Genomic DNA, 14714 nt, shown 5'->3' on the forward strand with positions numbered 1-14714 from the left:
AGGCTAGCGAAATTTGGTTGGGCTATTTCAGGATAATTATTGGGCATACAAGCTTACTTGGTCTACATCATTTGATGCCGCTCTTTGTTTTGGGTGGATATTTATACTTCCTTTTGATTTGGTGTTTTTCTCCTAAAACAAAAGAGATAGGTATCTGATTTTAAATCAAATCCTATCTCTTTTGCTCTCTCTCATATAGTCCTTTGAATCAGAGGTACTGATTATTCACCAAACATCAAAAAAATACATCTATTTTTGTTTACGTAATATCTTTTCCATTGATTTTCCTCTTGCCAACTCATCAATAAGTTTATCTAGAAATCGAATTTTTTGTATGATTGGATCTTCAACATCTTCCACTCTTACGCCACAAACAACACCTCTAATTAGAGAACTAAGAGGGTTGAAGTTGATAGCCTCCTCAATGAAAGTCTCTAAATCCGTTTGCATTTCTATATGCGCTTCTATTTCCTTTTGACTATAACCTGTCAGCCAACGCATGATCTCATCAACTTCAGATTTTGTTCTACCTTTTCTCTCTGCCTTATTTACATATAATGGATAAATTTTTGCAAAGCTCATTTTGTGTATTTTCTCTTTTAACATCCTGATATTACCTCCATTCATAACTATCTAGTTACATATAGATACTAATATTATATCACACAGTTAAATTTAGTAATATTTCTTTAGAGCATAAAAAGTTCTGAGAAGCTTTCGCTTAGAACTTGAAATTAGATACTATTATTATTTATAATGTTAGGTTTAGTTTCACAACAGTCTCCACATGAGTGGTATGGGGAAACATATCAACAGGTTGTACTTGATCAACCTCAAATCCATGTTCAACAAGATATTTCAAGTCTCTTGCTAAGGTTGCTGGGTCACAGGAGACATAGACAATACGCTTTGGTGCCATTTCCACTAAGGTGTTCAGCAGTTTTCCATCGCATCCTTTACGTGGTGGATCTACAACGATGACGTCTGCCTTAATACCTTCAACATACTTTTCTGGTATGATGACTTCTGCCTTTCCAACAAAAAATTCTGCATTAGTAATGCCATTTATGTCTGCATTATTCCTTGCATCTTTAATAGCTGGTTCTACTATTTCCACGCCATATACCTGCTTAGCTTTTTGTGCTAAGAAGAGGGAAATGGTACCTATCCCGCAATAAGCATCCCATACAACTTCTTCTCCAGTTAATCCGGCATACTCCAAAGCTCTATTATAAAGTACTTCTGTCTGAATAGGGTTTACTTGAAAAAAAGATAAGGGTGATATTTCAAATTTAAGATCACCAATATAATCTACTATTTTCTCTTTGCCCCAAAGCATCTTAATCTCTTTACCCAAAATCACATTTGTCTTCTCTTGGTTATAATTAAGACAGATACCAGCTACACCCTCAATAGCCTTTAATGCTTCAATGAGTGTTACAGTATTAGGCAGACTTCTTCCATTAATAACGATACAAGCCATGATTTCACCTGTATGATGGGATGTGCGTGTAACGATATGGCGGATGAGACCTCTATGCTTAACTTCATCATAGACTGATATATCAAATGCTTTGATAAACCCTTTAATAACCCTAATAATCTCTTTATTAATTGGGTGACCAATTTCACATTCATCTGTATTGATAATATCGTGGCTTCTCCTAGCATAAAAGCCAATATTTAAATCCTCTGTTTTGCCAACAGGAAATTGAGCCTTATTACGATAGTGGTAAGGTTCATCCATACCAAGAGTAGGTAAAACCTTTATATCTTTTAGTCCCCCTATCCGCTCCATGATATCTTGTACTTTCTTCGTCTTATATTGTAGTTGTCCTTCATAAGATAGATGTTGCAGCTGACAACCTCCACATCTTTTTGCAATAGCACAGCTTGGCTCTTTACGATGTTCTGAAGATCGAATAATCTTTAATAACTTACCATATCCAAAGTTTTTCTTTACTTTTACTGCACGCACTTCTACTTCTTCACCTGGCAAAGCACCTTCAACAAAAAGGGTATATCCTTTTACCTTACCAATTCCCTCGCCATTTACACCTATATCTTCAACCTGCATTACATAATGTTTATTCTTTTCAACAGGTATATTTCTATCTTTCTTCATATCTTCTCAGTCCTTCACATACAATCATAAATATATTGTAACCTTTTAACATTATAAGTACTAGTCTTATTTTGTGTCAAGTGGTCAAGAGGTGGTCTAATGTTATTATCCAAATTCGCAAGCTTTCTGGGGCAGAACTGGTTTCTATTAATCCTTCCTCTCATGTTGGTCATCTATTCAATCATCTTGTTCCGCATTAAAATCATTACAGATATTTTGATTAAAAAAATACGTGGTCTATACTATTCAATCTGTATGTTTATACTTGTATTTATCCCCAGCTTATCTCATGTATCTTTTACTAACAATTATCTTGATGATCAGATAGCTGGGGATATCTTTATGATCATTTTATTTTTTATTATTGTTCTCATTGTTGACTATTGTATCATTGATCCAAGAAGAATTAAGTTACTAGGTAAAGGTGGACTTGAGTTCAGCGAAGATAAGTTACAAGACCAAGTCCTTATCGATACTTTTAAACGTCAAGATGATATCACATTGAGTAAAATTGCATCTCTTTATTACATATTGAAAGATCAGGTAACTGTGATTAACCAACAAGAGACTGAGATTCAGAATATGATATTGGGTTATGACGAATGGGATTATGAAGAGGTTCTAAAATCCCAAGTAGAAGAGTTTTGTAACCTACAACAGCAAGAGATATCATTTAAATTAATAAAAAGAGATTGCTTAGAACGTGTTTGCAATACTTATAAGCTCAGTGATGATGAGATAAAAGAACTTAAAAAAAGAATAAATGGTAAAAAACCTTGTTTAAATAAATCCTTCAAACGCCTTATCATCCCTTATAACAGTATCTTTAATGAAGAGTATATCTTAATATTCGAGACTCAAAATGACATCTTTAGTAGCTTAGATTCATATATTATAGTAACAGTACTTAGTGAATTTGAAGTTAAACTGTGGAATCTTGTTATTGCAATATTAAATAGAAAGGGGAGTTCCAATTGAAATTATCATTAGCAGAAATAGAAAATTTAAAAGAACTTTATGACGAAAATGGCTTCCCATTTGAAAAAATTAATTTCACAAAAGAAAAGTCATTACTGGATGAAAAATATGAAGAGGTACTCGCTAAACGATCTATGGCTAATATAAAAACAGCTCGTAAATAACTGATGATATTCAAAAAAGGCTTATTTTATTTTGAAATAAGCCTTTTGTTATATTCATTATTGGATTTGCTATTAGATTACTGGTATATCAATCTCAATTTCTTTACCAAGGTCTGATGATTTAGATATACCATCAATGATGGCTTGATTATACAGTATTTGACTTGTTGGTACTGGAGCTTGAGTTTCGTCTATAATGGCATCTAAGAAAGATCTTATTTTCAGGTCAAATAAATCTTCTTCTGTCTTTAAAATAGGTATTTTAGTTTCTGTTTGCTCTCCTGCAACATCATGATATAAGGTCATAGCACCACCAACGGATCCGTTCCAACATTCAGTTGATGGAATACGAAGTGCTCCTTTTTTACCAAATAGAATCGTATCACCTGTTGTATCTGGATGCATTGCCCATGCTATTCTAAAATCTAAAACAATGCCACCTTCTAAGCGTACAAATGCAGCTGCAAAATCATCTACTCCAAAGATATCTGCATACTCCGGTTTATTTGAATATTCTTTGCTTTTGCCAAAGAAATCAGATTTATAGCCCGTTACAGTTAATGGCTTTGGATAACCAATTGCATTCAATACCATATCAAGGGAATAACATCCAATGTCTCCAAGTGCTCCAAGCCCCGCAGTTTCTTTTTCTATAAATGAAGTTCCAAAAGGAGTTGGTATACCTCTTCTTCTTCCTCCACCAGTTTGAATATAATATATTTCTCCAAGTTCTCCTGAATCAACGATCTTCTTGATCATTTTCATATTCTCATCAAGACGTGGCTGGAATCCGATAGAAAGTACTTTGCCACTTTCTTTCTCTACTTTCATTATTTCAATTGCCTCATCCAGTGTTACACACATTGGTTTTTCAAGTAAAACATGAACACCTTTCTTAAGAGCGTCAATTGTACACTCTGCATGAGTTGCATTATATGTACATACACTAACTGCGTCTAACTCTTCATTCTCTAGCATTTCTTTATGACTATGATAGCAATTTACCCCTTCAAGGTTATTATCTTCAAAGAACTTTTTTGCTTTTCCATCTACTAAATCTGCACCAGCTACTACTTCAACATCTGGCATATTCTTATATGCGATTAAATGGTATTCTGCAATCCACCCTGTGCCGATTATACCTACTTTTAATTTTTTATTGATGTCTCTTTCCTTCATGTTAGAATTAGATTCTTTAAACTTATTTAATAAATCATTACTCGCCATTATAATACCTCCATAATTACAGTCTTAATCCTTTTAGATATTGAATGCTTAGTTCAACAGATTCAAGAGGACTTTGACCTGTTGCTGGTCTATCTTGTTCTACTATTACCCACTTGGCACCAGCTTGCTTACTAGCTTCAATAATCTGCTTGAAATCTTGAAACCCATACCCTACAGGACGAAATGCAAATTCCTCTTTACTCTGCTGTGCATTCTTATCTATTCCTATTAATTCATATAAATTTTCTTTTTTGGCTCTACCCTTCATAACAAAATCTTTTAAGTGTACAACAGGTGCTCTATCTTTATATTTCATTATATATTCTGATGGATCTAGACCTGCAACATTAACCCAGCATGTATCAATTTCTGCTTGTAGTAAGTCTGCAGAGATAGTTTTATAAATTGTATCCAGATAATACTCTCCGTCAACTACATCAAACTCAAAATCATGATTATGATAGAGCATTGTCAAACCGTATTCTTTGGCTTTTTCACAAGCAAAAGCAATATTTTTAAGGGTATGATCAAAATTACCAGCATGTGGTCTATCCTCTTCTGGTAAATAAGGAATTGCTATATACTCTAACCCTATATCTTTATATGTCTTTAAGACTTTGTCCGGGTCTTTTAGTAATTCCGCTAAAGGGACGTGAGCTGATACTGCTTTTAATGAAAGATCCTTAAGAATTTCTTTAACTTCTTTTCCTTCCTTCCCAAACAGACCAGCAAACTCAACACCTTCATAGCCTAATTCTTTAACCTTTTCTAGTGTACCTTTAAAATCTTTTTCCATCTCATCTCTTAAAGTGTATAGTTGTACTCCTATTGATAAACTCATATTTTTTCCCCCTTACCATAATCCTATATTGTTGATTGTATTATAAGACACTATATGCTATAATACAAGTCAAAACAGGGTATTTATCAGACATATATTGTTCAGAATAGAGGAAGATGTTATGGTTGCTTTTTATGAAAACAAAGATAAGGATTTATTTATACACTATGGAAATAGTTTAGACTTTGCACCACATCTTCATAACCATATTGAGCTCATCTATATGCTTGAAGGTGAAACTGTTACCAATGTTGATGGTAATAAAGCTTTACTGAAAAAAGGTGAGATCTTTGTCTCTTTTCCTAACCAGGTCCATCAATATTCAAGTAAAGGTCCAGAAAAATATCTAATTTTCATCTTTTCACCTGATCTATTTAAAGAAATGAAACATATTTTTCAGAATTACATTCCTGATAATCAAGTCATTAAAAATGCATACAAATATCCTTGCTTATATTCTTTTTTATCTTCCGCAGCTGAGGTATATGAGTCAAATCATGAATTCAAAGACTTACAAATAAAAGGATATTTACTAGTATTTTTTGCAGAACTCTTAAAAATAATGAAACTCAAATCCATTAAAACATCTAATTTATCAATGCTTCAAAATATTTTAGTTTACTGTTCTGAAAATTATGCAAAAGATTTATCTTTAGATACTATTTCAGAGTCTTTACATGTAAGTAAGTATTATGTATCACATTTATTAAAGAAAAAAATAAATATAGGGTTTAGTGATTATATTAATGCACTTCGAATATCAGAAGCATGCGGACATTTATTGTCTGAAGACAAATCGATTACTGAAATAGCATATCTGGTTGGATTTAACACTATACGGACATTTAATAGAGCATTTATTAAACAAACAGAGCTGACACCTACTGATTTTAGAAAAAAGAATTTATATGGAATAAAGATTCAAAATAAAGAGTTCTAATTTAAACTTACAGAAAAGATTATACGCCCCTTATAATTAGTTAATTATAAGGGGCGCGTTTTAAACAACCATTTTTTATGAGCCTTCCATCATACATCTACATTGAATCTTTCGTCTTAATCTTTCTTCAGGTGATATATTTATTGATGGTGATGTAAATTTTCTTGTAGCATAAAATGAGAGACCGTGTTCTGGTTCTGGCTCTTCTTGTAACAGCATTGACTCTTCTTGAGAATCACTAGGAGGTTTTTCATATAACTCGGGATTATAATGACGACGATTCCATCTCTTAGGACGCTTTCTTCTTCCCATACACTTAGCTCCTTTAACATGAAAAAGTTAGCTTGACCAACTCTTCACTTCATTTCTACTCTATTATATGCTTTAAAAAATTTAAGCGGAACAAAAGTAATACAGTGCAAAAGTGGCTAACGCCACGTTTAAACTGGAGATAGGAAAGTATAATTCCTTGCGAGCAAAACGCAGTACTTTCTTATACCATGAAAAAAGAACCATAGCTCTCGGCTATAGTTCCTAATTGATAGATTAATTCATTTGTTATATATTTGTTCGTCGTATGTTTCTTTGCAGCATACGGTGATAATTTGTCCACATACCTTCAGTTGTATCTTCCATGATGGTTTCTTCGAAACACTTCACTTTGGCATCCATATTATCAGCACAATGGATAATCATAGCCTCAATCGTTTGAGGTACCTTAGGCGAACCGTACTCCAACTCCCCATGATGAGAAAGGACCATATGTTTAATCAATGTTGCTATCTCTTTAGGGAAATCCTTGATTTCACTCATTTTTTCAATAATGTATTCAAGACCAATAATAATATGACCAGTTAGTTGACCTTCATCGGTGTACTCATTAAGTGGTAATGGTGATAATTCATGAACCTTTCCTATATCGTGTAACATTGCCCCGGCAATAAGAAGATCTCTCTCAACAAAATAATATCTTCCAGATAAAAATTCACAGATCTCAACTACAGATAAGGTATGCTCTAATAACCCACCCATATAACCATGGTGTATATTCTTTGCTGCACTATGAAACTTGAATTTCTTAATAAAAGCTTCATCATCAATGAATATGCCCACTAATAAATTCTTAATGAACTTGTTTTTTACACTATGGACATATTTTTTTAGACTTTCATACATTTCATCAATATCTTTATTACTAACTGGGATATAATCTTTAGGATCATATTCTCCTTCTGTACTACGACGTATTTTCTTTACGTTGAGTTGGTAATCATTTTGGAATGTCACTACCATAGCATCTATTTTAATATAATCGTGTGTATCAAAATCGTGTATTTGATCGCTTAAATCCCATACCTTAGCATCAACTGTTCCCGTTTTATCCTGCAATACTAACGAATAATAGGATTTACCGCCTCTAGTTTTAAGTACAGATTTTTGTTTACATAAAAAATGTTCAACTACTCTGTCACCTTCTTTAAAATCTGCAATATACTGCATATTCTACTCCCTTTCTAATTCCTCATCTCACTCATTATACAATAAAAATCGCCAGACGTCGAGGATTCAAAGAAAAAAACCCCTTTCGGGGTTTCATAATTAATTGCATAGTCTATTTAGTTTAATGAGGTATCAGGTTTAATAACTTCATCACCAATACCCTCTAAGTCTTCTTCCATCTTTTCTGCGAAATCCCCTAGGTCTTCTGCTTGCTTATTTGCCTGGAGAAGATCTTTTTCTAACTCACCAACATATTCAATTAAACTTTTGTTTTCATTTTCAAGTTCATCTTGGTTTTGGTTGAGTTGCTCATTCTCAGCTACTAAATTTTCATTATCTTTTTCTAACTTTTGATTCGCTTTATCCAATTCGTTATTAGCTTGTGATAGATTTTTATTCTCATCTGCTAATTGCAGATTTTCATTCTCTTCTTCTTCTAGCTTAATTTCTAATTTCTCGATTTCACCATTGGCTGTTTCCTTAATAACTTCAATTCCATTAACGAGGTTATCTATCGACTTTTCTTGAGTCATGATTTTATCATACATTTCATTCATGACACTTTTGGTTTTCGTTAAATCCTCTTGACCTTCCCAAGCAACACTTCCTATGATGACACCAGAAATAGCTAGGGCTGATAATGTTGTAATCGCTTTAGCACTTAGCACCGCTATCCCCTTCCTTCTAGTTTTATTCTGTTGCGTCTCTCTTATTTTACATGAGAAGGTCAATCTGAATCAATGGTATTATTATGAAATAAAAAGCGTATAATAGGCTTCATATGTCCCTACTATACGCTTGATTGACTATTGTCCTTGCAGTGTTAAACTCACTTGTAATGCTCTACCATCTCGAATATATTTAATGGTTACTTGGTCACCAACTTCATAACTTTCAATACTACTCTTTAAATCACTCATATTCTTTATCATTTGGTCATTTAAACTAACGATGACGTCTGCTTGTTGCAAACCAACTTGTTCTGCTGGTCCACCAGGAATGACATCAATGATAAATACTCCAACGGGTAAACCATATAAACTTGATAGTTCGCCTGTTACATCTTGACCATAAATGCCGATAAATGGTCTTTGGATACTTCCATTCTCAATGATATCGTATAAGACTGGTTCAGCAATTGCTATTGGAATAGCAAATCCTATACCTTCAACATCAGTCTCACCAATTTTAAGTGTATTGATACCAATTATTTCACCATAACCACTCACTAGGGCCCCACCACTGTTACCTGGGTTAATAGCCGCATCTGTCTGTATAAGAGTAAATTGACCAGATTCCGTTTCTATCTGACGATTAATAGCACTCACCACACCAACAGTTACTGTTTCACCTAATCCTAGTGGATTACCTATGGCTACAGCTAATTCACCTACAACTAAATCATCGGATTCCCCTAATTGGGAAACTTTAATGTAATTAGATAGACTTGCAGGTAATTCAGATTTAATGATATAAAGTACAGCTAGATCTGTCATCGGGTCTGTTCCCTGAAGATATGCATTGACCACTTCACCATTAATTGTTAATGATATTTCAGAAGCTCCTTCAATGACATGGTTATTTGTAGCTATATAATAAACGTCTTCATTCTCTTCAAATATAAATCCTGATCCAGCGCCTTCACCATAGAAGGGCATATATCCATTATTAACTTTTGTTTTGGTATTGATCGATACTACAGAAGGTCCAACTTTTTCTGCAATTTCAGGTACCGTCAAAACTGTGTTTTGTGATGCTACCGGATCAGTCTTATTGGTTAAATCAATAGTATTATTCTTAGCTAAATCTTCATTTACATCTTCAATAGATCCCTCAAAATAATCTGCTAAGGTATAACCTGCGTAAACTGATGTTCCAATGACACCTGATAATAAGAAAACACCTAAAAAAATTGCAGCTACTACTTTCCAAGTCTTTCTTTTCTTCTTACTCCCACCGTTACCTCCATCATTTCTACTGCTGAAACAAGGTCCCTTGTTATCAAAATTTACATTGAAAGTATCTGTAGGGTTATCTGCTTTCTGTTCATAAGTTTCTTGTTTTTGGTCATTATATTGATTAACAGTATGTGTTGACCACTGATTATAACTTTGGCTAGAATAAATATTATCACTTTTTTGTTCTTGGTCTGAAGAAGAATTTCCTAGCTGAATAACATCCTGCTCATTATTTGATTGATTAGTATCATGATTTGAATTATTTTCATTTTGATCCATCATGCTACCTCCTTTTACCACTTATTAGTATATTGCGTCACTAACGCTCCTTATTTAATTTCATTATACCCAATGGTTTTAAATAAATTATGAACGCTTTGTTAATAATTTTGAATTATTTGCTAACGCTAGTGTAAAAGTAAATGCTGTCCCTTCTCCTTCTTTACTAGATACTGTAATTTCCTCACCATGTTTCTTAATAATTTCTTTAACAATGGCAAGCCCTAAGCCTGTACCCAATTTATGAACACCTCTTGAATAATCCCCTTTATGGAAGCGGTCAAAAATGTGCTTAAGGGATTCTTCATTGATACCTGGACCTGTGTCAATAATACTAATATGAACTTTCTTATTAATCACAGATGATTCAATAAAGATTTGATCATTCTCGCCAACGAATTTAACAGCATTGTCCAATAAATTATGAACAGCCCTTTGAATCTGTTCTAAATCACCATGAACCATTAGGCGTTCATCAATAAATATCAGTTCTATCTTAATATTTTTCTCATTAATGCGTTGTTCAAGTCCTATGAGAACCTTTCGTATCACTTCATGAACATCAAAATCACGATACTCCAATTGTACTTGATTAGACTCCATCTTGGTAAGATGTAAGATGTCATTCGTCATCTTTGCTAATCTCTCTGTTTCATCCAAAACAACATTTAGATAATGGTCCTGCATATCTTCAGGTATCGTACCATCTAATATAGCTGAAACGAATCCCTTAATGGATGTTAAGGGCGATCTAAAATCATGAGAGATATTTGCTATAAAACTTCTTCTCATCGCTTCGAGTTTACGTAATTCTTCACCCATGTGATTAAAACTTTCAGCTAATTGTCCAACTTCATCATCCGTATGAATTTCCACCTTAGCTGCAAAATTACCACCAGCCATTTTCTTAGCTGCTATATTCATCTGATTTATGGATCCAATGATATCCCTTGATAAGATGAATATAAGTATAAAGGCTACCAACAGTGATATCCCTAATACAAAGGTTATGATCGTTTGCATATCATCAACTGTATTTTCGATGGTAGCTATTTCAGTATGAAGAAACAGAAGCAAATCCATATGTCCATCATCACCATACAATGGCATACCTACAGTTAATACTTCTACATCAAAGTACCCTTGAAAGTCACCAGTCGTCTGAACCACATTCCCCTTTAATACTTCTTTACTTAAAGGTGAATCTAACTTCATAACCCCAGTAGCTCCATCACTGGTTACAATCTGACCGGTTTCAACGTTAACCAACCACATTTCTGTCTCTAACATTTTATTCACTAACCCAGCCAAAACTTCAAATTGGAAATTAAATCTAGTTGCTTTATAATACTCTGCAATAGACTGTCCTTCTCGCATTAATACGTCTGTTTGATTTTCTATAAAATAGCCTCTAATGATGCTCGGAAGTAAGGCAGATAGAATTAGAAAGGTTCCAACTATGATCCCCAAATAGATGGATAATAGTTTTTTCCTTAATGATTTAAATTTACCCATTATTTCACCTCAAATTTATAGCCTACTCCCCAAACTGTTTTCAAACCCCATTCGTCTTCTTCGTTGAATTTCTCTCGAATACGCTTTACATGAACATCTACCGTTCTTGTATCCCCAATGTATTCATAACCCCAGATTTGATTAAGTAACTGCTCTCTAGTAAATACTTGATTAGCATGGGAAGCTAGATAGTATAGAAGTTCTAATTCCTTTGGTGGCATTTCCACATTTTTTTCTCTATAAACTACAGTATAGTTTGATAAGCTAATCGTCAGATTAGGTATGACAATTTTCTTATCGGAATCATCTTTCTTATCTACTCTACGCAGAACAGCTTTAACACGTGCTACTAATTCTTTTGGGTCAAAAGGTTTAACAACATAATCATCTGCACCAAGTTCCAGACCTAGTACCTTATCAAATGTTTCTCCTTTAGCAGTTAACATGATTATAGGTATATTACTAACTTTGCGTATTTCTTTACAAACATCATAACCATTCATTTCTGGTAACATCAAATCTAAGACTACTAGATGTGGAGCAAAATTAGAAAATTCTTGAACCGCCTCAGAACCTGTATAAACCTTTTTTGTCTCATACCCTTCTTTAGTTAAATATAAGGATACTAGTTCTGCAATGTTTTTATCGTCATCTACAACTAAAATCTTTTGACCCGTTGTCATGAGCACTCCTCCTCGATTTCTATCTTTCGTACGCTAATTTTCTTATGGTTAACTTTACATGGATTACTCCTCATTACTTACTTCATGTGAATTATAATTCTACTATTGTCACACCTGATTCACCTTCACCATATTTACCCAAACGGTAAGCTTTTACATGACCATTTCTTTTCAAATATTGGTGAATGGCAGCTCTTAAGGCACCAGTACCTTTACCATGTATAATCGTTACTTGGGCTAAGTTGGCTAGATAAGCATCATCAATGTACTTATCAATTTCACCAAGAGCTTCTTCCACAGTACAACCTCGTAAATCCAATTCAGTCTTAATATTTCTTGCCTTACTTACATGAGTACGACCTTTTTTAACTGGTTTACTTATTTGATGCTGCTCTTTCTCTTCCATTATTCTAAGATTCTTCATGTTGACCTTTAACTTCATAATACCGGCTTGAACTGTAACATCACCTTTTGAGTCAGGCGTTGATATAACAACAGCTTCTTGGTTAAAAGTATCAACAAACACTTTATCACCTTTTTTAACACTCTTAGGTGCTTTTCTATTATTGTTCTTGAAAAGGCTTTTATTCATTTTCTTTTCTACATCCCCTAAAGCATCTCTTAATTGTGCGCGATCAGCTTCAAGTTCATTAAAGTTAATGGTCTTACCTTTTTCTCTTGCGGCTTTATTAAGTCGCTTTAAGATGTCATCAGCCTCAGTTTTGGCATCTTGTAATAAATCTCTAGCTTCTTCTCTTGCTTGGCTAAGAATTTTTTCTTTTTGATCGGCGATTTTTTGTTTCTGCTCTTCGCTTTTTTCTTTTAATCTTTCAGCTTCTTCTCGATAGCGTACAGCTCTATCTTTCTCGTATTCAGCCGTTTTTTTACTAATTTCTAAATCAGTTATTAAATCTTCAAAACGTACATCGTTTTGCTCAAGCTGTTCTTTTGCTAAATTAATGATATCATCTTTCAATCCAAGTCTTTTGGATATAGCAAAAGCATTACTCTTACCAGGTATACCAATTAATAAGCGATAAGTTGGTTGAAGCGTTTTAACATCGAATTCACAACATGCGTTCTCAACGCCATCGGTAGATAAAGCATAGACTTTTAATTCACTATAGTGGGTAGTAGCTACTGTTCGGATACTTCTCCAGTGCAAGTTTTGTAAAATAGCCATGGCTAATGCTGCACCTTCTGTTGGGTCAGTTCCTGCGCCTAATTCATCAAAAAGCACTAATGATTCTTCATCAACATTTGCTAAAATGTCAACGATATTGACCATATGGGATGAGAATGTACTCAAAGACTGTTCAATACTTTGCTCATCTCCTATATCTGCAAATACTTTCTTGAAAACAGCAAGCTCTGATTGGTCCAAAGCTGGGATATGTAACCCTGCTTGCCCCATTAATGTAAATAGTCCTATAGTCTTTAATGTAACGGTCTTACCACCCGTATTGGGTCCTGTAATCATCAACGTAGTAAATTCTTTGCCTAAATAGACTTCAATTGGAACCACTGTCTTAGAGTCTAATAGTGGGTGACGACCTTTCTTAATATGGACAAAGCCACGATCATTAAAGATCGGTTCTGTTGCGTTCATTCCTAAAGCTAATTGGCCCTTAGCGAAAATAAAGTCTAGTTCTGTTAAAACCTGAAGATTAGTCTTAATATCCTCATAGTTTTCATGTACTAATAAGGTTAACTCTTCAAGAATTCTTTCTATCTCTTCTTTTTCTTGAATGTAAAGCTCTCTTAGTTGATTATTGAGTTGAACAACTGCCATCGGTTCAATGAATAATGTATTACCTGATGATGATTGATCATGGATCATACCCTTGAATTGACTTCTATATTCTTGTTTAACAGGAACACAATAACGATCGCCTCTCATTGTAACAACCGCATCTTGTAACATATTTCTATATGAATTTGATTGAATGATCTTATTCAATTGCTGCTTTATTCTATCGTGAGATAGGTTGATCTCTCTTCTAATTTTCTTTAAAGTTGCAGATGCGTTATCATCAATTTCTTCTTCTGAAATGATACAACGACTAATTTCAGTATATACTGGTGTCAATGGACTAATTTGAAAGAATAAATTATCCAGAATATCAAACTGGCTCTGATCTCTTTCATCTCGCGAATAGTTCTTAACCTTCTTACATACTCTTAAAACCTCTGCTACATAAAGAAGCTCAATAGCTGACAAACTAGCCCCTAATCGTATGCGTTCTAAAGAACTACGAATGTCTTTTATTCCACCTAATGGTATAGAACCTCTTTTCAATAACATACTAACTGACTGTGCAGTCTCACGTTGCCAGATCTTTATTTCATTTATATCAGTTGAAGGTTCTAAAGCTTCACAACGATCTTTTGCCATCTTTGAAACGGCCTTATTAACTAATTGACTAATCATCTTATCGTATTCAAGCTTTTGTAACACTTTTTTTTGCACAATAATTACCTCACAATCTTATCTCTAACTAAAT

14 protein-coding genes are annotated in these 14714 nt (G+C 33.8%); 3 read left to right on the plus strand and 11 right to left on the minus strand.

Going from position 1 to position 14714, the window contains the following annotated elements:
- Nucleotides 1–249: 249 nt before the first annotated feature.
- On the minus strand, nucleotides 250–606 hold the full coding sequence (locus tag C1Y58_RS08110; protein ID WP_105615511.1) for a DUF2200 domain-containing protein: 357 nt from the start codon (nucleotides 604–606) through the stop codon (nucleotides 250–252).
- A 145-nt stretch (nucleotides 607–751) separates the two neighbouring features.
- Nucleotides 752–2125: a 23S rRNA (uracil(1939)-C(5))-methyltransferase RlmD gene (gene rlmD / locus C1Y58_RS08115; protein ID WP_170311552.1), complete on the minus strand. Its 1374-nt coding sequence runs from the start codon at nucleotides 2123–2125 to the stop codon at nucleotides 752–754.
- A 99-nt stretch (nucleotides 2126–2224) separates the two neighbouring features.
- On the opposite strand from rlmD, the gene C1Y58_RS08120 reads away from it, so the two are divergent.
- Nucleotides 2225–3103, plus strand: coding sequence for a hypothetical protein (locus tag C1Y58_RS08120; RefSeq protein ID WP_105615512.1), 879 nt, complete (start codon nucleotides 2225–2227; stop codon nucleotides 3101–3103).
- On the plus strand, nucleotides 3100–3267 hold the full coding sequence (locus tag C1Y58_RS26395; protein ID WP_157950016.1) for a hypothetical protein: 168 nt from the start codon (nucleotides 3100–3102) through the stop codon (nucleotides 3265–3267). Before C1Y58_RS08120 ends, C1Y58_RS26395 begins: the two co-directional genes overlap by 4 nt.
- A 72-nt stretch (nucleotides 3268–3339) precedes the next feature.
- Here C1Y58_RS26395 and C1Y58_RS08125 read toward each other — a convergent pair whose 3' ends face one another.
- A complete protein-coding gene (locus C1Y58_RS08125) occupies nucleotides 3340–4494 on the minus strand; it encodes a Gfo/Idh/MocA family protein (protein ID WP_105615513.1) in 1155 nt (384 codons plus the stop codon).
- Nucleotides 4495–4510: 16 nt separating this feature from the next.
- Nucleotides 4511–5335, minus strand: a complete 825-nt coding sequence (locus C1Y58_RS08130) for a sugar phosphate isomerase/epimerase family protein (protein WP_105615514.1) — start codon at nucleotides 5333–5335, stop codon at nucleotides 4511–4513.
- A 121-nt stretch (nucleotides 5336–5456) separates the two neighbouring features.
- Here C1Y58_RS08130 and C1Y58_RS08135 point away from each other — a divergent pair, with 121 nt between their 5' ends.
- Nucleotides 5457–6275 carry a helix-turn-helix domain-containing protein gene (locus C1Y58_RS08135; protein WP_105615515.1) on the plus strand — a complete coding sequence of 273 codons (819 nt, stop codon included), beginning with the start codon at nucleotides 5457–5459 and terminating at the stop codon, nucleotides 6273–6275.
- A gap of 75 nt (nucleotides 6276–6350) precedes the next feature.
- On the opposite strand, the gene C1Y58_RS08140 is transcribed toward C1Y58_RS08135, so the two are convergent.
- The 7 genes from C1Y58_RS08140 to C1Y58_RS08170 all read right to left on the minus strand — a co-directional run bounded on the left by C1Y58_RS08140 (nucleotide 6351) and on the right by C1Y58_RS08170 (nucleotide 14680).
- Nucleotides 6351–6587, minus strand: coding sequence for a hypothetical protein (locus C1Y58_RS08140; RefSeq protein WP_105615516.1), 237 nt, complete (start codon nucleotides 6585–6587; stop codon nucleotides 6351–6353).
- 246 nt (nucleotides 6588–6833) lie between these two features.
- A complete protein-coding gene (locus C1Y58_RS08145; protein ID WP_105615517.1) occupies nucleotides 6834–7775 on the minus strand; it encodes a 3'-5' exoribonuclease YhaM family protein in 942 nt (313 codons plus the stop codon).
- Nucleotides 7776–7891: 116 nt separating this feature from the next.
- Nucleotides 7892–8443 (minus strand): hypothetical protein, encoded by a 552-nt coding sequence (locus C1Y58_RS08150; protein WP_105615518.1) that lies wholly within the window; start codon nucleotides 8441–8443, stop codon nucleotides 7892–7894.
- Nucleotides 8444–8581: 138 nt separating this feature from the next.
- Nucleotides 8582–10012, minus strand: coding sequence for a S1C family serine protease (locus C1Y58_RS08155; protein WP_170311553.1), 1431 nt, complete (start codon nucleotides 10010–10012; stop codon nucleotides 8582–8584).
- 87 nt (nucleotides 10013–10099) lie between these two features.
- Nucleotides 10100–11527, minus strand: a complete 1428-nt coding sequence (locus C1Y58_RS08160) for a sensor histidine kinase (RefSeq protein WP_105615520.1) — start codon at nucleotides 11525–11527, stop codon at nucleotides 10100–10102.
- Entirely contained in the window at nucleotides 11527–12210 is a 684-nt protein-coding gene (locus tag C1Y58_RS08165) for a response regulator transcription factor (protein WP_105615521.1), read from the minus strand. The genes C1Y58_RS08160 and C1Y58_RS08165 overlap by 1 nt, the downstream gene beginning before the upstream one ends.
- A gap of 91 nt (nucleotides 12211–12301) precedes the next feature.
- Entirely contained in the window at nucleotides 12302–14680 is a 2379-nt protein-coding gene (locus C1Y58_RS08170; protein WP_105615522.1) for an endonuclease MutS2, read from the minus strand.
- Nucleotides 14681–14714: the final 34 nt, after the last annotated feature.

Source organism: Vallitalea okinawensis (assembly GCF_002964605.1).
Classification (GTDB): domain Bacteria; phylum Bacillota; class Clostridia; order Lachnospirales; family PQDH01; genus Vallitalea_A; species Vallitalea_A okinawensis.

Excerpts from the sequence above, each read along its gene's own strand:
- C1Y58_RS08110 (WP_105615511.1), bottom strand. The coding sequence starts at position 606 with ATGTTAAAAGAGAAAATACACAAAATGAGCTTTGCAAAAATTTATCCA.
- rlmD (WP_170311552.1), bottom strand. The coding sequence starts at position 2,125 with ATGAAGAAAGATAGAAATATACCTGTTGAAAAGAATAAACATTATGTA.
- C1Y58_RS08120 (WP_105615512.1), top strand. The coding sequence starts at position 2,225 with ATGTTATTATCCAAATTCGCAAGCTTTCTGGGGCAGAACTGGTTTCTA.
- C1Y58_RS08125 (WP_105615513.1), bottom strand. The coding sequence starts at position 4,494 with ATGGCGAGTAATGATTTATTAAATAAGTTTAAAGAATCTAATTCTAAC.
- C1Y58_RS08130 (WP_105615514.1), bottom strand. The coding sequence starts at position 5,335 with ATGAGTTTATCAATAGGAGTACAACTATACACTTTAAGAGATGAGATG.
- C1Y58_RS08135 (WP_105615515.1), top strand. The coding sequence starts at position 5,457 with ATGGTTGCTTTTTATGAAAACAAAGATAAGGATTTATTTATACACTAT.
- C1Y58_RS08140 (WP_105615516.1), bottom strand. The coding sequence starts at position 6,587 with ATGGGAAGAAGAAAGCGTCCTAAGAGATGGAATCGTCGTCATTATAAT.
- C1Y58_RS08145 (WP_105615517.1), bottom strand. The coding sequence starts at position 7,775 with ATGCAGTATATTGCAGATTTTAAAGAAGGTGACAGAGTAGTTGAACAT.
- C1Y58_RS08155 (WP_170311553.1), bottom strand. The coding sequence starts at position 10,012 with ATGGATCAAAATGAAAATAATTCAAATCATGATACTAATCAATCAAAT.
- C1Y58_RS08160 (WP_105615520.1), bottom strand. The coding sequence starts at position 11,527 with ATGGGTAAATTTAAATCATTAAGGAAAAAACTATTATCCATCTATTTG.
- C1Y58_RS08165 (WP_105615521.1), bottom strand. The coding sequence starts at position 12,210 with ATGACAACGGGTCAAAAGATTTTAGTTGTAGATGACGATAAAAACATT.